General features: G+C 71.3%; 20 protein-coding genes. 2 read left to right on the forward strand and 18 right to left on the reverse strand.

The window, feature by feature from the left end; genetic code table 11:
- Window positions 1–172 precede the first annotated feature (172 nt).
- From nusB to ACWCV3_RS20855, 18 genes are all read right to left on the reverse strand, one after another.
- Complete coding sequence (gene nusB / locus ACWCV3_RS20770; RefSeq protein WP_031180173.1) at window positions 173–607, reverse strand: transcription antitermination factor NusB; 435 nt, start codon at window positions 605–607, stop codon at window positions 173–175.
- Window positions 608–609: 2 nt separating this feature from the next.
- A complete protein-coding gene (gene efp, locus ACWCV3_RS20775) occupies window positions 610–1,176 on the reverse strand; it encodes an elongation factor P (RefSeq protein ID WP_381270709.1) in 567 nt (188 codons plus the stop codon).
- 49 nt (window positions 1,177–1,225) lie between these two features.
- A complete protein-coding gene (locus ACWCV3_RS20780; RefSeq protein WP_451226061.1) occupies window positions 1,226–2,332 on the reverse strand; it encodes an aminopeptidase P family protein in 1,107 nt (368 codons plus the stop codon).
- Between the two features lie 70 nt (window positions 2,333–2,402).
- Window positions 2,403–3,269 (reverse strand): Pro-rich N-terminal domain-containing protein, encoded by an 867-nt coding sequence (locus ACWCV3_RS20785; protein ID WP_451226064.1) that lies wholly within the window; start codon window positions 3,267–3,269, stop codon window positions 2,403–2,405.
- A 167-nt stretch (window positions 3,270–3,436) separates the two neighbouring features.
- Window positions 3,437–4,528: a 3-dehydroquinate synthase gene (gene aroB / locus ACWCV3_RS20790; protein ID WP_451226067.1), complete on the reverse strand. Its 1,092-nt coding sequence runs from the start codon at window positions 4,526–4,528 to the stop codon at window positions 3,437–3,439.
- Entirely contained in the window at window positions 4,525–5,043 is a 519-nt protein-coding gene (locus tag ACWCV3_RS20795; RefSeq protein WP_451226070.1) for a shikimate kinase, read from the reverse strand. The genes aroB and ACWCV3_RS20795 overlap by 4 nt, the downstream gene beginning before the upstream one ends.
- Entirely contained in the window at window positions 5,040–6,224 is a 1,185-nt protein-coding gene (aroC, locus tag ACWCV3_RS20800) for a chorismate synthase (protein ID WP_451226072.1), read from the reverse strand. Before aroC ends, ACWCV3_RS20795 begins: the two co-directional genes overlap by 4 nt.
- A 177-nt stretch (window positions 6,225–6,401) precedes the next feature.
- The gene (locus ACWCV3_RS20805) at window positions 6,402–7,241 is read right to left on the reverse strand and encodes a shikimate dehydrogenase (protein WP_451226075.1); all 840 of its coding nucleotides are present in this window, start codon (window positions 7,239–7,241) and stop codon (window positions 6,402–6,404) included.
- Window positions 7,241–8,887 carry an endolytic transglycosylase MltG gene (gene mltG, locus ACWCV3_RS20810; protein WP_451226077.1) on the reverse strand — a complete coding sequence of 549 codons (1,647 nt, stop codon included), beginning with the start codon at window positions 8,885–8,887 and terminating at the stop codon, window positions 7,241–7,243. The genes ACWCV3_RS20805 and mltG overlap by 1 nt, the downstream gene beginning before the upstream one ends.
- 122 nt (window positions 8,888–9,009) lie before the next feature.
- Complete coding sequence (gene ruvX / locus ACWCV3_RS20815; RefSeq protein ID WP_451226080.1) at window positions 9,010–9,474, reverse strand: Holliday junction resolvase RuvX; 465 nt, start codon at window positions 9,472–9,474, stop codon at window positions 9,010–9,012.
- An 11-nt stretch (window positions 9,475–9,485) separates the two neighbouring features.
- Window positions 9,486–12,158 carry an alanine--tRNA ligase gene (alaS, locus tag ACWCV3_RS20820; protein WP_451226083.1) on the reverse strand — a complete coding sequence of 891 codons (2,673 nt, stop codon included), beginning with the start codon at window positions 12,156–12,158 and terminating at the stop codon, window positions 9,486–9,488.
- Window positions 12,158–12,505 carry a hypothetical protein gene (locus tag ACWCV3_RS20825; protein WP_451226086.1) on the reverse strand — a complete coding sequence of 116 codons (348 nt, stop codon included), beginning with the start codon at window positions 12,503–12,505 and terminating at the stop codon, window positions 12,158–12,160. The genes alaS and ACWCV3_RS20825 overlap by 1 nt, the downstream gene beginning before the upstream one ends.
- An 8-nt stretch (window positions 12,506–12,513) precedes the next feature.
- Window positions 12,514–12,957: a DUF948 domain-containing protein gene (locus tag ACWCV3_RS20830; RefSeq protein WP_031180163.1), complete on the reverse strand. Its 444-nt coding sequence runs from the start codon at window positions 12,955–12,957 to the stop codon at window positions 12,514–12,516.
- A 180-nt stretch (window positions 12,958–13,137) separates the two neighbouring features.
- Window positions 13,138–13,752, reverse strand: coding sequence for a 30S ribosomal protein S4 (rpsD, locus tag ACWCV3_RS20835; protein WP_135788065.1), 615 nt, complete (start codon window positions 13,750–13,752; stop codon window positions 13,138–13,140).
- 341 nt (window positions 13,753–14,093) lie between these two features.
- Window positions 14,094–15,449, reverse strand: a complete 1,356-nt coding sequence (locus ACWCV3_RS20840; RefSeq protein WP_451226090.1) for a replication-associated recombination protein A — start codon at window positions 15,447–15,449, stop codon at window positions 14,094–14,096.
- Between the two features lie 55 nt (window positions 15,450–15,504).
- The gene (locus tag ACWCV3_RS20845; protein ID WP_451226093.1) at window positions 15,505–16,161 is read right to left on the reverse strand and encodes a vitamin K epoxide reductase family protein; all 657 of its coding nucleotides are present in this window, start codon (window positions 16,159–16,161) and stop codon (window positions 15,505–15,507) included.
- Between the two features lie 217 nt (window positions 16,162–16,378).
- Complete coding sequence (gene hisS, locus ACWCV3_RS20850) at window positions 16,379–17,638, reverse strand: histidine--tRNA ligase (protein ID WP_451226096.1); 1,260 nt, start codon at window positions 17,636–17,638, stop codon at window positions 16,379–16,381.
- A gap of 13 nt (window positions 17,639–17,651) precedes the next feature.
- On the reverse strand, window positions 17,652–18,359 hold the full coding sequence (locus ACWCV3_RS20855; RefSeq protein ID WP_451226099.1) for an MBL fold metallo-hydrolase: 708 nt from the start codon (window positions 18,357–18,359) through the stop codon (window positions 17,652–17,654).
- 191 nt (window positions 18,360–18,550) lie between these two features.
- Between ACWCV3_RS20855 and ACWCV3_RS20860 the strand changes: the two genes are divergently transcribed.
- Window positions 18,551–19,375 (forward strand): peptidylprolyl isomerase, encoded by an 825-nt coding sequence (locus ACWCV3_RS20860; RefSeq protein WP_451226101.1) that lies wholly within the window; start codon window positions 18,551–18,553, stop codon window positions 19,373–19,375.
- 168 nt (window positions 19,376–19,543) lie between these two features.
- Window positions 19,544–20,773, forward strand: coding sequence for a DUF349 domain-containing protein (locus ACWCV3_RS20865; RefSeq protein ID WP_451226104.1), 1,230 nt, complete (start codon window positions 19,544–19,546; stop codon window positions 20,771–20,773).

The raw sequence follows: 20,773 nt of genomic DNA on the forward strand, positions 1-20,773 counted from the left end.
TCTCTTCTTCTCCTCTTCAACCCTCGCCGGGGTTTCCCCCCCCTTATCGGGGGGGGGGGGGGGGGGGGTCTCCCCCCCCCCCCCACCCCGGCGGTTCTTGTTGCGCCACGTGGGACGCCGGAGGGCCCGCAGCAGGCGTGCTGCGGGCCCTCCGGCGTCTTGTCCTGCCGGTTTACGCCTCGTCCCGGCGCAGGCCGGGCTTGAGCTCCTTGAAGCGGCCGAGGAGGCCGTTCACGAAGGCCGGCGACTCGTCCGTCGAGAACTCCTTCGCGAGCTGCACCATCTCGTCGAGGACGACCGCGTCCGGGGTCTCGTCCTCCCAGATCAGCTCGTACGCGCCGAGACGCAGCAGGTTGCGGTCGACGACCGGCATCCGGTCGAGCGTCCAGCCCACCGCGTACTGGGCGATCAGGTCGTCGATGCGGCGGGCGCGCTCGGCGTACCCCTCGACGAGCTGCATCGTGTACTCGCTCACGGGGGGCTGCCGGGTGTCGCTCCGGGAGAGCCGGACCCAGTCGGCGAGGACCGTGATGACATCGGTGCCGCGCTGGTCACCCTCGAAGAGGATCTGGAAGGCGCGCTTGCGGGCCGTGTTGCGGGCGGCCACGGTTAGCTGTTCACCCGGCCGAGGTAGTCGCTCGTGCGGGTGTCGACCTTGATCTTCTCGCCGGTGGTGATGAACAGCGGGACCTGGATCTGGTGGCCGGTCTCCAGGACGGCGGGCTTGGTGCCACCGGTGGAGCGGTCGCCCTGGACGCCCGGCTCGGTCTCCTGGATGACCAGCTCGACGGCGGCCGGCAGCTCCACGAAGAGCACCTCGCCCTCGTGCTGGGCGACGACCGCGGTGAAGCCCTCGATCAGGAAGTTCGCGGCGTCGCCGACGGCCTTCGGGTCGATGTGGAGCTGGTCGTACGTCTCCATGTCCATGAAGACGAAGTACTCGCCGTCCTTGTACGAGTACTGCATGTCGCGCTTGTCGACGGTGGCCGTCTCGACCTTGACACCGGCGTTGAAGGTCTTGTCGACCACCTTGCCGGAGAGGACGTTCTTGAGCTTGGTGCGCACGAAGGCCGGGCCCTTGCCGGGCTTGACGTGCTGGAACTCGACGACGGACCAAAGCTGGCCCCCGTCGAGCTTGAGCACCATGCCGTTCTTGAGGTCGTTCGTGGAAGCCACGGTTGCGGAATCTCCTGGACTGACGTACGACCCCGGCGCCCGCACCTGCCTACAGGGCGAGCAGTTCCTTGGTCGTGATGGTGAGTAGCTCGGGTCCGCCGTCCGCCTCGGGGCGGACGACGAGCGTGTCATCGATCCGGACTCCGCCCCGGCCCGGAAGGTGGACCCCCGGCTCGACGGTGACCGGCACGCAAGCGTCAAGTTTACCCATGGCCGCGGGGGCGAGCTGCGGGTCCTCGTCGATTTCGAGCCCGACCCCGTGCCCGGTGGCCGGCTGGAGGGCCCCGCCGTGCCCGGCGGAGTCCAGCACCTGACGCGCGGCACGGTCCACGTCACGGCAGGCCGCGCCCGGCGCGAGGGCCTCACGGCCGGCCCGCTGGGCGGCGAAGACCAGGTCGTACAGCTCGACCTGCCAGTCGGCCGGCGAGGTGCCGATGACGAAGGTCCGGCCGATCTCGCACCGGTAGCCCCGGTAGGCGGCACCCAGGCAGACGGAGAGGAAGTCGCCCTCCTCCACCCGCCGGTCGGTGGGACGGTGGCCCGCGCGGCCGGAGTTGGGGCCGGTGGCGACCGAGGTCGGGAAGGCCGGGCCCTCGGCGCCGTGGTCGACCAGCCGGCGCTCCAGCTCCAGCGCGAGATGCCGCTCGGTGCGGCCGACCAGGATCGACTCCAGCAGCTCACCGAGGGCCTGGTCGGCGATCTCGGCACCTATGCGCAGACAGGAGATCTCCTCCTCGTCCTTGATCAGCCTGAGCTGCTCCACGGCCGTGCCGAGCCCGGCGAGCCGCAGCCCGGGCGCGGCGGCGTCCAGGGCGCGGTACCGGGCCACGGTGAGGTGGTGCTCCTCCACGGCGAGGGCCTCGGCGCCCCGGCTCCCGGCCAGGTCGGCCGCGGTCACCGCCGGGTCCCGGCCGGGCGTGGACAGGATGTGCAGGACCAGGGACTCGTCGGGGCGCCCGTCCGCCGGCCGGTCCTCCGGCGGAACGGGGCACACCAGGCGGTCCTGGTCCGGGCCGAGCAGCAGGACGGCACCCTGGGGGGCCGCGCCCGCCAGGTAGCGCACGTTGGCGGGGCGGGAGATGAGCGCTGCCGCGGTACCGGCCGCGTTGCAGCGTTCCCTCAGCCGGGATCGACGGGTCGCGTACACCTCTGACATGAGACGAGCGTAGAAGTTGCGCCCGGTTTGTGCCGGTCGGCGAGGGCCGAGTGGGGTGCGGCCGGTGTCCCTACCAGTTCGGCGGGCTCGCGATCGCCCGCGCCAGCACCTCGTCCAGCACCCGTGCGGTGCCGGGCACGTCCAACTGGGAGTTGTCGATGATGGGCAGCCCGGAGCCGTACCAGCCGGCCATGCGGCCGTGGATGCGGGCCACCTCCTCGTCGGTGAGGCGGCGGTTGCCCGAGCGCTCGGCGTTGCGCTCCAGGACGACGTCCAGACCCGGCAGCAGCACCACCGGGAGCAGGCCGGGACCGACATGGCGCTTCCAGCCGCCGAGCCCCACGACCGGGCGGTCCGGGAAGACGGCGTCGTCGAGGATGCAGGAGATCCCGTTGGCCAGGAAGTTGCGGGCGGAGAAGCCGCAGGTGCGGCGGGCCAGGCGGTACTGGGCCTCGGAGTGGTCGTTCCATCCGGTCTGCGGGTCGGCGAAGCCGGAGCGGACCCACTCGCGGACGTCGTCCAGGCTGATGTGGGCGGTGGGCACCCGGCGGTGGTCGGCCCAGTACCTGGCCACGCTCGTCTTGCCGGCGCCCGCCGGACCGATCAGCAGCACCGCGAGCGTGGTGGACGAGGAGTCGGGCGCGGTCATGGGGGGCGGCGCGGCGGGAACGCCCACGGGACCGCCGGGCGGCAGCCTCACGTGCCCGGAGGCGTCGGGCGCGGGCGGCGCGGCCACCGGAGGCTGGGCAGCGGGGCGCTGCGGGGCCGGGGCCTGCGCGGGCGGGGCCGGAGGCGTCGGGGGCGCGGGGGGCACGGCACCCGAGAAGCCCGGTGGTGGCACGCCCGGACCCTGTGGCGCTCCCGCGGCCCAGGTGGTGTGCGGCCCGTGCCCCGGCTGGTGGGGCGGCGGCAGCGGAGATCCCACTGCGTGCTGCATCCGTTGCCACTCCATCTCGTACACGCGCTCGGCGCCGGAAGGTGGGGTACGGAGCCCGCACCCCACCGAACGGTACCGCCCCCGGCCGTCATTCGGTGAAACGGCCGGGGGCGGTGCGAAGTGCCCGCCCCTGAGTGGGAATCGGGGCACACCGGGCGGTACGCGACCTACTGGCCGACCTCGCCGTAGGCGGCGAGCAGCACGGCCGGGTCGGGGCCCTCCAGCACGGTCGGCCGGGCGAGGCCGTCCAGCACGATGAAGCGGAGCAGGTCGCCGCGCGACTTCTTGTCCACCTTCATCGCCTCCACCAGCTTGGGCCACTGGTCGTAGCGGTAGTGCAGCGGCAGACCGACGGACTCCAGGACGGCGCGGTGCCGGTCGGCGGTCGCGTCGTCCAGCCGGCCCGCCAGGCGGCCGAGTTCGGCGGCGAAGTGCATGCCGACGGCGACGGCCGCGCCGTGCCGCCACTTGTACCGCTCGTTCTTCTCGATGGCGTGGCCGAGCGTGTGGCCGTAGTTGAGGATCTCCCGGCGGCCGGTCTCCTTGAGGTCGGAGGAGACCACGTCGGCCTTGACCCGGATCGACCGCTCGATCAGCTCGGCGGTGTGCGGTCCGGCCGGGGTGCGGGCGGCCTCCGGGTCGGACTCGATCAGGTCGAGGATCACCGGGTCGGCGATGAAGCCGGCCTTGATGACCTCCGCGAGCCCGGAGACGTAGTCGTGCACCGGGAGGGAGTCCAGCGCGGCCAGGTCGCACAGGACGCCGGCCGGGGGGTGGAAGGCCCCGACGAGGTTCTTGCCCTCGGCGGTGTTGATGCCGGTCTTCCCGCCGACCGCCGCGTCCACCATGGCCAGCACGGTGGTGGGGACGGCGATCCAGCGCACGCCGCGCAGCCAGGTCGCCGCGACGAACCCGGCGAGGTCGGTGGTGGCGCCGCCGCCGACGCCCACGACCACGTCGGTGCGGGTGAAGCCGGACTGGCCGAGCGCCTTCCAGCAGTAGGCGGCGACCTCCGCGGTCTTCGCCTCCTCGGCGTTGGGCACCTGGATGGCGACCGCCTCGTACCCCTGGCCCGCCAGATCGGCGCGGAGCGCGTCGCCGGTCTCGGCGAGCGCCTCGGGGTGGATGACGGCGACCCGCTTGGCCTTCTGGCCGATCAGTCCGGCCAGCTCGCCCAGCAACTGGCGGCCCACCAGGACCTCGTAGGGGTCGGTACCCGCCGTCCCGGCGATCTGGATGCGGGTGACTGCCTCGCTCATGCTTCCTTCAACTCCAGTGCGTCCAGGACGGCTCGGGCGACGTCCTCGGGACCGCGTCCGTCCGTCGGCACGACGGCGGTGGCGACCTCTTCGTACAGATGGCGGCGGGCCTCCATCAGCGCGCGCCACTGCTGGCGCGGGTTGACGGCGAGCAGCGGCCGGGCCGCGTTCAGCCCGGTGCGGCGCACGGCCTCCTCGACGTCCATCGAGAGGTAGACCACCCGCTGCCCGCTCAGCAGCGCACGGGTGTCCGCGTCGAGGACGGCGCCGCCGCCCAGCGCGAGGACGCCCGTGTGCCCGGCGACCGCCTCGGCCACCGCGCGCTTCTCCAGCGCGCGGAAGGCGTCCTCGCCGTCGTCCACGAAGATCTCGGCGACGGTGCGGCCCTCGGCGGCCACGATGTCGTCGTCGGTGTCGCGGAACGCGGCGCCCAGCCGGTCGGCGAGCAGCCGTCCGACGGTGGACTTGCCCACGCCCATCGGCCCGACCAGCACGACCATGGGCACGGCGCTCATCCGAACGCCAGGTTGTCGAGGTAGGAGCGGACGTTGCGGCGGGTCTCGGCCACGCTGTCGCCGCCGAACTTCTCCGCGACCGCGTCCGCGAGGACCAGGGCCACCATCGCCTCGGCCACGATGCCGGCGGCCGGAACCGCGCACACGTCGGAGCGCTGGTGGTGGGCCTGCGCGGCCTCGCCGGTGGCGACGTCGACCGTGGCCAGCGCGCGCGGCACGGTGGCGATCGGCTTCATCGCCGCCCGCACCCGCAGCAGCTCACCGGTGGTCAGACCGCCCTCGGTGCCACCGGAGCGGCCGGTGGCGCGCCTGATGCCCTCGGGGGTGGTGAGGATCTCGTCGTGCGCCTTGGAGCCGGGCACGCGGGCCAGGTCGAAGCCGTCGCCGACCTCGACGCCCTTGATCGCCTGGATGCCCATGAGGGCGGCCGCGAGCCGGGCGTCCAGCCGGCGGTCCCAGTGCACGTGCGAGCCGAGGCCGACCGGGACTCCGTACGCCAGCACCTCGACCACGCCGCCGAGGGTGTCGCCGTCCTTGTGGGCCTGGTCGATCTCCGCGACCATCGCCTTGGAGGCGTCCGCGTCCAGGCAGCGCACCGGGTCCTCGTCCAGCCGTTCGACGTCGGCCGGGGTCGGGTACACCCCGTAGGGCGCCTTCGCGGCGGCCAGCTCCACGACGTGGCTGACGATCTCGATCCCGGCGGTCTCCTTCAGGTACGACCGCGCCACCGCGCCCAGCGCGACCCGGGCCGCCGTCTCCCGCGCGGAGGCCCGCTCCAGGATCGGCCGGGCCTCGTCGAAGCCGTACTTCTGCATGCCCGCGAGGTCCGCGTGGCCGGGGCGCGGGCGGGTCAGCGGGGCGTTGCGCGCGAGGCCGGCCAGCACCTCCTCGTCCACCGGGTCGGCCGCCATGACCTGCTCCCACTTCGGCCACTCGGTGTTGCCCACCATGACCGCGACCGGGGAGCCGAGGGTGAGCCCGTGCCGCACACCGCCGAGGAACGTGACCTCGTCGCGCTCGAACTTCATCCGTGCGCCGCGCCCGTAGCCGAGCCGCCGCCGCGCGAGATGATCCGCCACCATCTCCGTGGTGATCGGCACGCCGGCGGGAAGTCCCTCCAGCGTCGCGACGAGTGCGGGACCGTGGGACTCCCCCGCGGTCAGCCAACGCAGCCTGCTCAACGGTGCTCCTCAGTTTTCGCGCCCGGTACTGCCCCGCTTACGCGTGTCCGCGCGTACGGCGGCGGCCCGACCGGGTGCGCGATCCCGGCCCGCCACCTCCGATCCTCCCACGCCGGGCCCGTTATCCGGGCCTCGGTCCGGATTTCGGGACCCCGGTGCGAAGCGGGAAGCGGCGGGTCAGCGGGCGGCGAGGCCCCGTTCGCCCGCCCGGCGCATGGCCTCCAGCGGGGCCGGGGTGCGGCCGGTCATCCGCTCCACCTGGAGCACGGCCTGGTGGACCAGCAGGTCCAGGCCGCCGACGACGGCTCCGCCGAACATGGACCAGCGGGCCGCCAGCTCGGTGGGCCAGGGGTCGTAGAGCACGTCGAAGAGGGTGGCGGGGCGCTCGGGTACGGCGGTGGCCAGGGCGTCGGCGGTGCCGGCGGGGGTGGTGGCGATCACCAGGGGGGCGTGCAGGGCCTCGGCCGCGTCCGCCCAGTCGGCGGTGCGGACCTCGACGTCGAGCCGCTCGCCCCACTCCCGCATCTCCGCGGCGCGGGCGGCGCTGCGGACGTACACCACGACCTCGCCGGGGCAGATCCGGGCGAGCGCGGCGAGCGCGGAGGATGCGGTGGCGCCGGCTCCGAGGACGGCGGCGGACTCCACCTCCTCGATCCCGTGCTCGCGCAGTGCGGCCACCATGCCGGGGATGTCGGTGTTGTCCCCGACCTTGCGGCCGTCCTCCGTGAACACCACGGTGTTGACCGCGTCCACGGAGGCCGCCGTCTCGCTGACCTCGTCCAGCAGCGGCATCACGGCCCGCTTGAGCGGCATGGTCAGCGACAGCCCGGCCCACTCCGGCCCCAGCCCCGCGAGGAACCCCGCCAGCCCCGCCTCGTCCACCTCGAACCGGTCGTAGGACCAGTCGCCGAGTCCGAGTTCGGCGTACGCGGCGCGGTGCAGCACCGGCGAGAGCGAATGCCCGATGGGCTTGCCGAGCACGGCGGCCCGGCGGGTGCCGACGGCTCCCGGAGTCATCAGTTGCCCGCCTGCTTCCGGGCCTCCTGGTACTTCTCCACGTTGCGGTTGTGCTCCTCGTTGGTGACGGCGAACACCGTCTCGTTCTCGTTGATCGAGACGAAGTAGTACCAAGGACCGGGAGTGGGCTTCAGCGCGGACTCGATCGCCTCGCTGCCGGGGTTGCTGATGGGGCCCGGCGGAAGTCCCTTGATGCCATAGGTGTTGTACGGATCGGCGATCTTCCGCAGACCGGCGACCGAACCGACGTCCAGGGTGCTCTGGCCCTTCAGGTAGTTGACCGTGGAGTCGAACTCCAGCCGGCCCGCCGTCTCGACGTTGTCCGGCTTGAGGCGGTTGTACACGACGCGGGCGACCTTGCCGAAGTCGTGCTTGTACTTGCCCTCGACCTGCACGAGGCTCGCCACCGTGAGCACCTGGAGCGGGCTGTTCAGCCCCAGTTCCTGCGCCTTGCCCGCGAGGTCGTACTGCTTGTACTGCTCGTTGGAGCGCTCGACCATGCTCTTCAGGACGTCCTTGGGCTTCATGCCCTTGGCCACCGCGTAGCTGGACGGGTAGAGGAAGCCCTCCAGGGGGTCCTTGACGTCCTTGTTGCTGTTCGCCCAGGAGGGCAGCCCGAGGTCCTTCCAGTCCTTCTTGGCGACCTTCGCCGTGGTGCCCTTGGCGAGCTTCAGGCGGGTGTCGATCGCCTCGTACACCCAGATGTTGCGCTTCCCCTCGGGAATGACGAGGTTGTCACGGCTCTTCGGGCTCAGCATCAGCTCCACCGCGCTGGCGGCGGACATGTGCTTCTGGAGGGTGTAGACGCCGTCCTGGAGGGACTTGCCGTTGGGGTTGGCGAGCTGTGCCGAGACGAAGGCGTCGACGCTCTCGACGACGCCGGCCTCCTTCAGCTTGCGGCCGATGGCGGCACCGACCGCACCCTTGGGGATCTCGACCGTCACCGTCTCGCCGTTGCCGCTGCCCGCGTAGTCCGGGGCGGGGGCGAAACGATTTTTGTAGAACTGGTAGCCGAAGTAGGCGACGCCGCCGAGGCCGCCGCCGAAGACGAGGACGACGACCATCAGGGCGCAGCCGGTGCGGCCCTTCTTGCTCTTGACGGGCTTGCGGCCCTTGCCGCGCCGCTCGGCGGGCTCCGCCGGGGTGTCGTCGTCCCCGGGGGGCGTGGGGTGCTCGTCCTCGCCCCGGGGATCCCAGCCGGGCTCGTGGTCCGGCTCCGGGTCCCGGTGACCGGGCGGCTGGGGCGGCGGGTAGGCGTCCTCGGTGCCGTAGAGGTCGGGCTGCTCGGCGCCGTAGGCAACGGGGTGCTGCCCGTAGGGGTCGCCCGGGTCCGCGGCGTAGGGGACATGGCCGTGCGTGCCCGTGGCGTCCCAGCCGCCCTGGTGCTGCTGGGGATGCGGGTACTGCCCGGTGTGCTGGGGATCGAAGTGGTGCTGGCCGTGACCGTCGTACTGCGGGTACTGCTGACCGCCGTAGTGCGGCTGCTGGTCCTGGGACCAGCCGTCGTACTGCGGGTGCTGCGGCTGGCCGCCGTAGGGGTACTGCTGTCCCGCGTGGGCCGTGTGCGCTCCCCACCCGGCGTCCCCGTACAGCGGGTCATCCGGATGCCACGGTTCGGTGCCTGGGCCCCGGCCATACTCAGTCATCGATCCCCTAGAGCCGCGAGGCCGAGGGTCGCCCGGCTCCAGGACCGGCTTCCGTTCCGCCTCTTGCTGTGCGGTGGCTGTTCGAACACCGCCGCATCGCGCGGAACGTTACCGCACCGCGATCAGATGACCACTTCGACGCCCTCACCGGGTGGCGCACCTGACACCCGTTCGGATTCCAGTGCCTGCTGGAGGATGATCACCGCGGCCGCCTGGTCGATCACGGAGCGTCCCTTCTTGGACTTCACGCCCGAGGCGCGCAGTCCCTGACTGGCCGTCACCGTGGTCATCCGCTCGTCCACCAGCCTGACCGGCACCGGCGCGATGCCCCGTGCCAGCTCCTCGGTGAACGCGCGCACCTTGACCGCCGCCGGGCCCTCGCCGCCCTTGAGGGAGCGAGGGAGCCCGACGACGACCTCGATCGGCTCGTACTCCTCGACCAGTTGCCGCAGCCTGCGGTGCGCGGCCGGGATGTCCCGGCCGGGAACCGTCTCCACCGGTGTGGCGAGGATCCCGTCGGGGTCGCACGAGGCGACCCCGATCCGGGCGTCCCCGACGTCGATGGCGAGCCGGCGTCCTCTGCGCATGACGGCCCGGCCTACTTCGCGGTGTCGGCGACGAGGCGCTCGACGGCGTCGACGGCCTCGCCGACGGCGGCGGGGTTCTGGCCGCCGCCCTGGGCGACGTCCGGCTTGCCGCCACCGCCGCCGCCGAGCGTCTTGGCGGCGGTACGGACCAGGTCACCGGCCTTGAGCCCGCGTTCGCGGGCCGCGTCGTTGGTGGCGATCACGGTGAGCGGCTTGCCGTTGTTCACCGTGAACAGGGCGACCACGGCGGCCCGGCCGCCCTGGATGCGCCCGCGCACGTCCAGCACCAGCTTGCGCAGGTCGTCCGGGGTGGTGCCGTCGGGGACCTGCCCGGCGACCAGGGCGACACCGCGCACGTCCTTGGCGGACCCGGCGAGACCGGCGGCGGCCTGGAGGACCTTCTCGGCACGGAACTTCTCGATCTCCTTCTCGGCGTCCTTCAGCTTGCCGAGCATCGCCGAGACCTTCTCCGGCAGCTCCTCCGGGCGTCCCTTGATCAGCTCGCTGAGCTGGTTGACGACCGTGTGCTCGCGGGCGAGGAAGTTGTAGGCGTCCATGCCGACCAGCGCCTCGATCCGGCGTACACCGGAGCCGATGGAGGACTCGCCGAGCAGCTTCACCAGGCCGAGCTGGGCGGTGTTGTGCACGTGCGTGCCGCCGCACAGCTCCTTGGAGAAGTCGCCGATGGTGACCACGCGGACCCGCTCGCCGTACTTCTCGCCGAACTCGGCGATGGCGCCCTGCTTCTTGGCCTCGTCGATGCCCATGACCTCGGCGTGCACGTCCAGGTCGCGGGAGAGCACCTCGTTGATCTTCTGCTCGACGTCGGTCATCACGGCCGTCGGGACGGCGGCCGGCGAGCCGAAGTCGAAGCGGAAGCGGCCGGGCTGGTTCTCCGAACCGGCCTGGGCGGCCGTCGGGCCGAGGGCGTCGCGCAGCGCCTGGTGGGTCAGGTGGGTGGCCGAGTGGGCGCGGGCGATGGCCTTGCGGCGGCGGGCGTCGATGGACGCCTGGGCCTTGGCGCCGACCGTGACCTCGCCGACCTGGACGACGCCCTTGTGGACGTAGACGCCGGGCACGGGCTTCTGGGTGTCGCGGACCTCGATGACGGCGCCGGTGTCGACCCTGATGCGGCCGGTGTCACCGATCTGGCCGCCGCCCTCGGCGTAGAACGGGGTGCGGTCGAGCACGATCTCGACCTCGTCGCCCTCGGTGGCGGCCGGCGAGGAGACGCCGTCGACGAGGATGCCGACGATCGTGGTCTCGCTCTCGGTGTCGCTGTAGCCGATGAAGTCGGTGGCGCCGGAGGCGTCCGCGATCTCCCGGTAGGCGCCGAGGTCGGCGTGGCCGGTCTTCTTGGCGCGGGCGTCGGCCTTGGCGCGCTCCCGCTGCTCCGTCATCAGGCGGCGGAAGCCGGTCTCGTCCACGGAGAGGCCCTGCTCGGCGGCCATCTCCAGGGTGAGGTCGATCGGGAAGCCCCAGGTGTCGTGGAGCAGGAACGCCTTGTCGCCGGAGAGCACGCTGCCACCGGACTGCTTGGTCTCGCTGACGGCGGTGTCGAGGATGTTGGTGCCGGCCTTGAGCGTCTTGAGGAAGGCGTTCTCCTCGGCGACGGCGACCTTCTCGATGCGCTCGCGGTCGGTGATCAGCTCGGGGTACTGCTGGCCCATCATGCCGATCACGACGTCGATCAGCGGCTTGACCACCGGGCCCTCGGCTCCCAGCAGGCGCATGTTGCGGATGGCGCGGCGCATGATGCGGCGCAGCACGTAGCCGCGGCCCTCGTTGCCGGGGGTGACGCCGTCGCCGACGAGCATGACGGCGGTGCGCATGTGGTCCGTGACCACGCGCAGCGAGACGTCCGACGCGTGGGCGTCGCCGTAGGCCACACCGGTCAGCTCGGTGGCCTTCTCGATGACGGCCATCGAGGTGTCGATCTCGTACATGTTCTGCACGCCCTGCAGAATCATGGCGAGTCGCTCCAGGCCGAGGCCCGTGTCGATGTTCTGGCTCGGCAGGTCCCCGAGGATCTCGAAGTCGTCCTTACCGATGCCCTCGCCCCGCTCGTACTGCATGAAGACGAGGTTCCAGATCTCGACGTACCGCTCGTCGTTGACGGCGGGGCCGCCCTCGACGCCGAACTCGGGGCCGCGGTCGTAGTTGATCTCGGAGCAGGGGCCGCAGGGGCCGGGGACGCCCATGGACCAGTAGTTGTCCTTCATGCCAAGGCGCTGGATGCGCTCCTTGGGCACGCCGACGACCTCGTGCCAGATGCGCTCGGCCTCGTCGTCGTCCTTGTAGACGGTGATCCAAAGACGCTCGGGGTCGAGGCCGTAACCGCCCTTGTCCTGGGGGCTGGTGAGCAGCTCCCAGGCGAACTGGACGGCGCCTTCCTTGAAGTAGTCGCCGAAGGAGAAGTTGCCGCACATCTGGAAGAACGTGCCGTGGCGGGTGGTCTTGCCGACCTCTTCGATGTCGGGCGTGCGCACGCACTTCTGCACGCTGGTGGCGCGCTGGAAGGGCGGCTTGACCTCACCCAGGAAGTAGGGCTTGAAGGGCACCATGCCGGCCGGGACGAGGAGCAGAGTCGGGTCGTCCGCGATGAGCGACGCCGAAGGGACGACGGTGTGCCCGCGCTCCTCGAAGAAGCTCAGCCAGCGGCGGCGAATCTCGGCCGACTCCATCAGTGGTCCTCATTCCGGTTGTACGAGTACGTCGTGTTCTCGATGTACTTCAGTGTGCTGCTGTCGTTCTCGATGGCGGTGATCCGCCGGGGTTCCGGCAGGGCGGGGCTCTCGTGGATGCCGAGTGCCTCCTCCAGCTCCGCCTCGCGCTGGACCATGTTGTCGCGGACGTCGAGCGCGAAGCCGACCGCCGCGTCCTTGAGCCGGTGCCCGGTCTCCAGCGCCTTGTTGGCCGCGGTGACGGCGAGGCTCTCGGGGGTGAGCTGCCTCAGCTTGCGGTTGACCTTGGTGGTGGCCCACACACCGGCGGCGACGCCGGTGCCGAACCAGAACGTACGGCGGAACATCGCGGTCCTCAGTCCTTCTTTCGCTTGCCCCGCCGTGCGGCCGGGACCGTCCGGCCCACGATCACCGTACGGCGCGGCGTCTTCGCGGGCTTGGCCTCGTCGCGGCCGCCGAGGGCACGGCGGACGCCGTAGCCGAAGGCGGCGACCTTGACCAGGGGGCCGCCGAAGGTGGAGGCGACGGTGGAGGAGAGCGCGGAGGCGTTCGACGTCACCTCCTGCACGTCGGAGGCGATGGCGTCGACCCGCTCGATCTGGGTCTGCGCCGAGCGCACCGCCGTCGAGGCGTCCGCCAGCAGCGGGACGGCCTGGTCGGTCACGTCCGCCACGAGCTTGGTGGTCGCCTTGAGCGTCTGGGCCAGCCTCGCCAGCGCTACGGCGAGGAAGGAGACCAGGATCGCCCAGAAGACGGCCACCAGGATCCCGGCAACCTCTCCACCGGACACTGTGCGCACCAGCTCCCTGAAACGTGCTTGAGCATCGAAAAAGTCGTGGACCGAGCCTATCGCGCCACCGGCGGGGCTCCGTACCGGATTACCGGGCGCCGGCGGGGGTGCCGGGAACGCGCGAGCCCGCCGTCCCGTCCGCCGGAGGGCGGGGGGACGACGGGCCGTGGTGCTGCGCCGGGGCTGGGATCAGCGGGCGTAGTACTCGACGACGAGCTGCTCGTCGCAGATCACCGGGATCTCCTTGCGGTTCGGCTCGCGGTCCAGGCGGAACGCCAGGGCCTTGAGGTTCACCTGGAGGTAACGCGGGGTCTCACCGTCGGCGGCGAAGCCACCCTCACGCGCGACCTGGAAGAGCGTCTTGTCCTTGGAGCGGTCGCGGACCTGCACGACGTCGTCCGGGCGGACACGGAAGGACGGCTTGTCGACCTTCTGGCCGTTGACCTGGATGTGGCCGTGGACGACCATCTGGCGGGCCTGGTAGATCGTGCGGGCGATGCCCGAACGCAGGACCAGCGCGTCGAGGCGGCGCTCGAGCTCGATGATCAGGGCCTCACCGGTCTTGCCCTGGACCTTGGAGGCACGCTCGTAGGCGCGGACGAGCTGGCGCTCGGACACGTCGTACTGCGCGCGCAGACGCTGCTTCTCGAGCAGACGGACCTTGTAGTCCGAGTTCTGCTTGCGGCCGCGGCCGTGCTCGCCCGGCGGGTAGGGGCGGGCCTCGAAGTACTTGACGGCCTTCGGGGTCAGCGCGATGCCGAGGGCACGCGACTTCTTGACCTTGGGGCGGGACTGGTTCGCCATGGAACCGACACCTCGTGTTTCTTATGCGAATACGGCTTCACCAGGGTTAGGGGAGGTCGCATCCGCAGCCGGGGAGACCCTGCCTGTCCTTGCGGACGGGCCGGGCAGCCGTTCCCCGAACTGGGCACATACGTGCAGCACGCGAGTGGCCCACCGACCGGTTCCGGCCGCTGCCGGAGGGTGGTGGGCTGCCCGCGACACCTTCGACGGTGCGCGACGCTCCTGGAGAGCCCCGCCCGGGGGCCTGGCTCTCCGGCTGGGTGTCCCGCTCTGGTGAGCCGTTCCCCCTTTTCGGGGGCCCGGACACGGGACTCAGCACTTCGGGGCAGTCTACAGGGCGCTCAGGACCGCTTACGACCCAGGTGCTTCCTGGTCCATTCCACCGCGTCCGCGTACCGCGCCTCGGCGCCGTGCCGGCTCGGGGTGTAGTACTCGCGGTCCTTGAGAGTGTCCGGGGCGTACTGCTGGGCGGCGATGCCGTCGGGCTGGTCGTGCGGGTAGACGTAGCCCGTGGCGTGGCCCAGTTTTCTGGCGCCCTGGTAGTGGCCGTCCCGCAGGTGGGCGGGGACCGGGCCCGCGTGGCCCTTGCGCACGTCGGCCATGGCCTCGCCGATCGCGGTGGTCGCGGAGTTGGACTTGGGGGCCAGCGCGAGCGCGATGGTGGCGTGGCTGAGGGTGAGCGCGGCCTCGGGGAAGCCGATCATGGCGACGGCCTGCGCGGCCGCGACGGCTATGGGCAGCGCGCCCGGATCGGCGACGCCGATGTCCTCGCTGGCGGAGATCATCAGGCGCCGGGCGATGAAGCGGGGGTCCTCGCCGGCCTCGATCATCCGGGCCAGGTAGTGCAGGGCGGCGTCCACGTCGGAGCCCCGGATGGACTTGATCAGGGCGCTGGCCACGTCGTAGTGCTGGTCGCCGTCGCGGTCGTACTTCACCGCCGCGCGGTCGACGGTCTCCTCCAGCGTGGTCAGGGTGAGCTCGCCGTCGCCCTTGTCGAGGGAGGCGCCCGCTGCGGCCTCCAGCACGGTGAGGGCGCGGCGGGCGTCGCCGCCGGCCACCCGCACGATGTGCTCCTCGGACTCCTCGGGGAGGGTCAGCGCCCCGCCGAGGCCCCGCTCGTCGGCGAGGGCGCGGCGCACGAGGTCGCGTACGTCGTCGTCGGTGAGCGGTTCGAGGGTCAGGAGCAGGGAGCGGGAGAGCAGCGGGGAGTTGACCGAGAAGTGCGGGTTCTCGGTGGTGGCCGCGATCAGGGTGACCCAGCGGTTCTCCACGGCCGGGAGCAGGGAGTCCTGCTGGGCCTTGCTGAAGCGGTGGATCTCGTCGAGGAAGAGGACGGTCTCCTTGCCGAAGCCACCGGTGGCGCGGCGGGCGCCGTCGATGACCGCGCGGACCTCCTTGACGCCTGCGCTGATGGCGCTCAGCTCCACGAAACGCTGGTCGGTGGCGCGGGAGACGACATGGGCGAGGGTGGTCTTGCCGGTGCCGGGCGGGCCCCAGAGGATCACCGACGAGGGTCCGGCGGGACCTTTGCCGCCCTCTCCGACCAGTCTGCGCAGCGGCGAGCCGGGCTTGAGCAGATGGCGCTGGCCCACCACCTCGTCCAGGGTGCGCGGGCGCATGCGTGCCGCCAGGGGACTGCTCGCGGGCTCCTTCTCCTGGCGTTCTTCGGCTGCGGCGGTGAACAGGTCGGCTTCCACACCGGAAACCCTAAATCACGCCGCCGACAACGCCGCGGGACGCCGGCGCGGACCGTCAGCTCGTCCAGAAGCTCCACCAGCGGGTCAGGATCAGCATGCCGATGCTCCCGATGTGCAGCACGGGCAGGACCCAGGTGAACTCGCCGAAGAAGGAGCGCAGCGGGCGCGGGGCGGGGAGGAAACCCTGGCGCACGTTGAAGGAGGTGACGTACCAGAACATGATGATCGTGGCGACCCAGGCCAGCGAGCACCACAGGCACAGGGCGTTGATCCGGTACAGGGACTGGAACTGGAGCCAGGTGCAGAAGCCGACGCCGAACAGCGTGCCGGCGTTGAAGGTCAGCCAGTACCAGCGGGGGAAGCGGGCGCGGACGAGGAGGCTCACCCCGACGCAGATCACGATGCCGTAGGCGACCAGGCCCAGCATGGGGTTGGGGAAGCCGAAGGCGGCGGCCTGCTTGCTCTCCATGACGCTGCCGCAGGAGACCACGGGGTTGAGGCTGCAGCCGGGGACGAAGGTCTTGCCCTCGACCTTGGCCTGAAGCAGCTTGAACTTGTCGAGCGTGATGACCCAGGCGGCGAGGAGTCCGGCCGCGCCGGTGATCACCAGCATCAGGGCGAGGGCCCGGCTGCCGCCCTCGACGCGGGCCGTGCCACGAGCACGCTCGGGCCCGGACTGGGTGGAGACGTCGTTGACTGTCGTCTTGCTCATCACGCCGATTCCGTCACTCGCTAGATCGGGCCTGCTTCGGGCATCGGTCATTGTGCCGCACAGCCGCCCTCGCGCACCGTTCGCTGTGCATAAGTTCGAGGCGGGCCGGGCACGGTCCCTCCATTTTCGGCCGGTTCGGGCCGGACGGCAGCACAGGCGATCGAACGGTGACGGGCCGGACGGTTGTCCGTCCGGCCCGTCGTCCTGCTTCGGACGGTCAGAGCCGGGACTCCAGCTCCGCGACGACCTCGTTCAGGCCGACCGCGGTCTGCTCGCCGGACTCCATGTCCTTGACCTGGACCAGGCCCTCGGCGAGGTCGCGTTCGCCGAGCACCAGCGCGTAGCGGGCGCCGGAGCGGTTGGCGGCCTTCATCGCGGCCTTCAGCCCCTTGCCGCCGTAGGAGAAGTCGGCCGCGACGCCGACCTTGCGCAACTCGGTGACCTTGGCGAAGAGCACCCGCCGGGCCTCCTCGCCGAGCGGGACGGCGAAGACGCTGGTGGTGGACGGCAGGTCCAGCTCCACGCCCTCCGCCTCCAGGGCGAGGACGGTGCGGTCCACGCCGAGTGCCCAGCCGACCGAGGGCAGCGCGGGGCCGCCGATCATCTCGGACAGGCCGTCGTAGCGGCCGCCGCCGCCGACGGCGGACTGGGAGCCGAGACCGTCGTGGACGAACTCGAAGGTGGTGCGGGTGTAGTAGTCCAGGCCGCGGACCAGCTTGGGGTCGTCCTCGAAGGCGACGCCGGCCGCGGTGATCAGCTCGCGGACCTCCTCGTGGTACGCCTTGCAGGCGTCGCACAGGTGGTCGCGCAGCAGGGGGGCGCCGGTGAGCTGCTTCTGCACCGACTCGCGCTTGTCGTCCAGGACGCGCAGCGGGTTGATCTCGGCGCGGCGCAGGGTGTCCTCGTCGAGGTCGAGTCCGCGCAGGAAGTCCTGGAGCGCGGCCCGGTACACCGGACGGCACTCGGAGTCGCCCAGGCTGTTGAGCAGGATGCGGAACTGGCGCAGGCCCAGCGAGCGGTACGCCTGGTCGGCCAGGATGATCAGCTCGGCGTCCAGCGCGGGGTCCTCGGCACCGATCGCCTCGGCGCCGACCTGGGAGAAGTGGCGGTAACGGCCCTTCTGCGGGCGCTCGTAGCGGTAGTAGGAGCCGGAGTACCAGAGTTTGACCGGGAGGTTGCCCGTCTTGTGCAGGTTGGCCTCCAGGGCGGCGCGGAGCACGGAGGCGGTGCCTTCGGGGCGCAGGGCGAGCCGGTCGCCGCCCTTGGTCTCGAAGGCGTACATCTCCTTGGTGACGATGTCGGTGGACTCGCCGACACCGCGCGCGAACAGCTCGACGTTCTCGAAGCCCGGCGTCTCGATGTAGCCGTACCCGGAGTTGCGCAGGGGGGCGGCGATGGCCTCGCGCACGGCGAGGTACCGGGCGGACTGCGGCGGGATCAGGTCGTACGTGCCCTTGGGGGCCTTGAAGGTGCTCACGGAAGCTCTCTCGTCACATTCCTCGTCGGGGAGCCGGGTCGGTTCCCTGGCCGGCGGCCACCTGCCGCAGATACGGGTTGGTGGCGCGTTCCTGGCCGATGGTGGTCTGGGGGCCGTGGCCGGACAGGACCACGGTGGAGTCGTCGAGGGGCAGGCACACGCGTGCCAGCGACCCGAGCATCTCCTCCATCGATCCGCCGGGCAGATCGGTGCGTCCCACGGAGCCGGCGAACAGCAGATCCCCGGAGAAGAAGACCGACGGGACGTCGGCGCTCTCGGGCATCCGGAAGGTCACCGACCCCTTGGTATGGCCCGGCGCGTGGGCGACGGAGAACTCCATCCCGGCGAGGTCCAGCTTCGCCCCGTCGGTCAGCTCCCGGACGTCGTCCGGCTCCCCCACGGTCAGTTCGCCCATGAGCGGCATCCCGATGGACCGGCCGAGCGCCTTCTCGGGATCGCTCAGCATGTAGCGGTCGTCGGGGTGGATCCACGCGGGCACGTCGTGCGCGCCGCACACGGGGACGACGGAGGCGACGTGGTCGATGTGGCCGTGGGTGAGGACGACGGCGGTCGGCTTGAGGCGATGCTTCCTCAGCGCTTCCTCGACGCCGGGGGCGGCCTGATGGCCGGGGTCGATGATCACGCACTCCTCACCGGCGGCGGGGGCGACGAGATAACAGTTCGTCCCCCAGGCCCCGGCGGGGAACCCGGCAATGAGCACGATCGTCCTTCGTTGTGTCGGTACGGGAGGGCTCGCGCGCGGGCGGCCCGTGGTGGCAAGAAGCCCCTTGAGCCTACCGGCGCTGCCGTTTCCTCAGCGAACCCATATACGGTACGGGGCTACACGCGCCTGTCGGATCACAGGACGCACACGTACCGGTCGGCACACGACTCGCATGAGGGAGAAACCCGGTGGTCAGCCAGGAGCAGCGACGGCGTCAGCTCGCACGGGAGAAGTTCTTGCGGCAGCAGCAGCGGCGCACGGACTCGCGACGCAAGGCGCGCATGCGCAACTCGGTGATCGCGTCGGTGCTCGGCGTGATCGTGATCGGCAGTGTGGCCCTGTACACGACGGGCGTGATGAAGGACGACGGCGACAAGAAGGTGGACGCCGCCGGGTCCTCGCCGAGCGCGGCCACGAGCCCCGGCAAGGCGCCGGACCCCTGCGAGAAGCCGGCCGAGGGCTCGGTGAAGAAGCAGTCGTGGAAGAAGGAGCCGGCGATGTCGATCGACACGTCGGCCGACTACTCGATGAAGCTGGCCACCACGTGCGGCGACATCGGCATCGCGCTGAAGGCGTCGGCAGCCCCGCACACGGTGAACTCCTTCTCCTATCTCGCGGACAAGGGCTTCTTCGACCACACCAAGTGCCACCGGCTGACCACGAACGGGATCTACGTCCTGCAGTGCGGTGACCCGACGGGCACCGGCACCGGCGGGCCGGGCTACACGATCCCGGACGAGAATCTGAAGGACAAGAGCCTCAAGAAGAACACCTACCCGGCGGGCACGGTGGCGATGGCCAACACCGGTCAGCCGCACACCGGCGGCAGCCAGTTCTTCCTGGTCTACAAGGACAGCCCGCTGCCGCCGTCGTACACCCCCTTCGGCACGATCGACAAGGCCGGGCTCAAGGTGCTGGACAAGATCGCCAAGGCGGGCGAGAACACCGGCCAGGGCGACGGCGCCCCGAACGCGACGGTCGTGATCGACAAGGCGGCGGTCACGAAGTCCTGACCCCGCCGGGGTGTTCCGGTCCGCTCTCGCGGGCCGGTCGCCTGCGGAATTGGGTGCCGCCGGATGCGGACAGGCCCCCTGCCGGTCGCCTATGTTGGCGATGACGAAACTGTGGACGATGCCAGGAGGCCGGGAGGCCTTTCGCAGGCATCATGTGGAGGAGGCGCTGTGAGCAGCGACCCGTGGGGCCGCGTCGACGAGACGGGGACCGTGTACGTGCGTACGGCCGACGGTGAGCAGGTCGTGGGATCGTGGGCGGCCGGCTCCCCCGAGGAGGCGCTTGCCTACTTCGAGCGCAAGTACGAGGGCCTGGTCGTCGAGATCGGCCTCCTCGAAAAGCGCGTGCAGACCACCGATCTGTCCGCGAAGGACGCCCAGACCGCGATCGGCCACATCCGTGAGCAGGTGGACGCGCACCACGCGGTGGGCGACCTGGAGGCGCTGCGGACCCGGCTGGACAAGCTCGCCGAGAGGGTCGAGTCGCGCCGCGAGGAGCGCAAGGCACAGCGGGCCAAGCAGTCCGACGAGGCCCGCAAGGCCAAGGAGGACCTGGTCGCGGAGGCCGAGCAGCTCGCGGCGTCCGACCAGTGGCGGGTGGCCGGTGAGCGGCTGCGCGCCCTGGTGGACACGTGGAAGGGCCTGCCCCGGCTCGACCGCAAGTCGGACGACGAACTGTGGCACCGCTTCTCGCACGCCCGGTCGGCGTTCTCCAAGCGCCGCAAGGCGCACTTCGCGCAGCTCGACTCGCAGCGCGAGGATGCCCGGCGCGTGAAGGAGCGGCTGGTCGCGGAGGCGGAGGCGCTGTCGGGTTCGACGGACTGGGGTGCCACGGCGGCCCGCTACCGCGAGCTGATGGCGGACTGGAAGGCCGCGGGCCGCGCTCAGCGCGAGCACGAGGACGACCTGTGGAACCGCTTCCGGGGCGCGCAGGACGTGTTCTTCGCCGCGCGCAGTTCGGTGTTCGCCGAGCGGGACGCGGAGCAGGGCGAGAACCTGAAGCTGAAGGAGGCGCTGGCCGAGGAGGCCGAACAGATCCTGCCGGTGCGGGATCTCAAGGCCGCGCGTGCCGCGTTCCGTTCGGTCAACGAGCGGTGGGAGGCCATCGGTCATGTGCCGCGCGACGCGCGGGGCAAGGTCGAGGGCCGGATGCACGCCGTGGAGCGGGCGATCCAGGAGGCCGAGGAGGCCGAGTGGCGTCGGACCAACCCGGAGGCGCGTGCGCGTGCCGAGGGTCTGACCGGTCAGCTCCAGGCCGCCGTGGACAAGCTCCGCGGCCAGGCCGAGCAGGCGCGCGCCCAGGGCAACACCTCCCGCGCCGAGAAGCTGGAGCGTGAGCTGGAGGGCCGTCAGGCGCTTCTCGACCAGGCCCTGAAGGGCCTCGAGGAGTTCGGGGGCTGA

Source organism: Streptomyces sp. NPDC001781 (genome assembly GCF_053596035.1).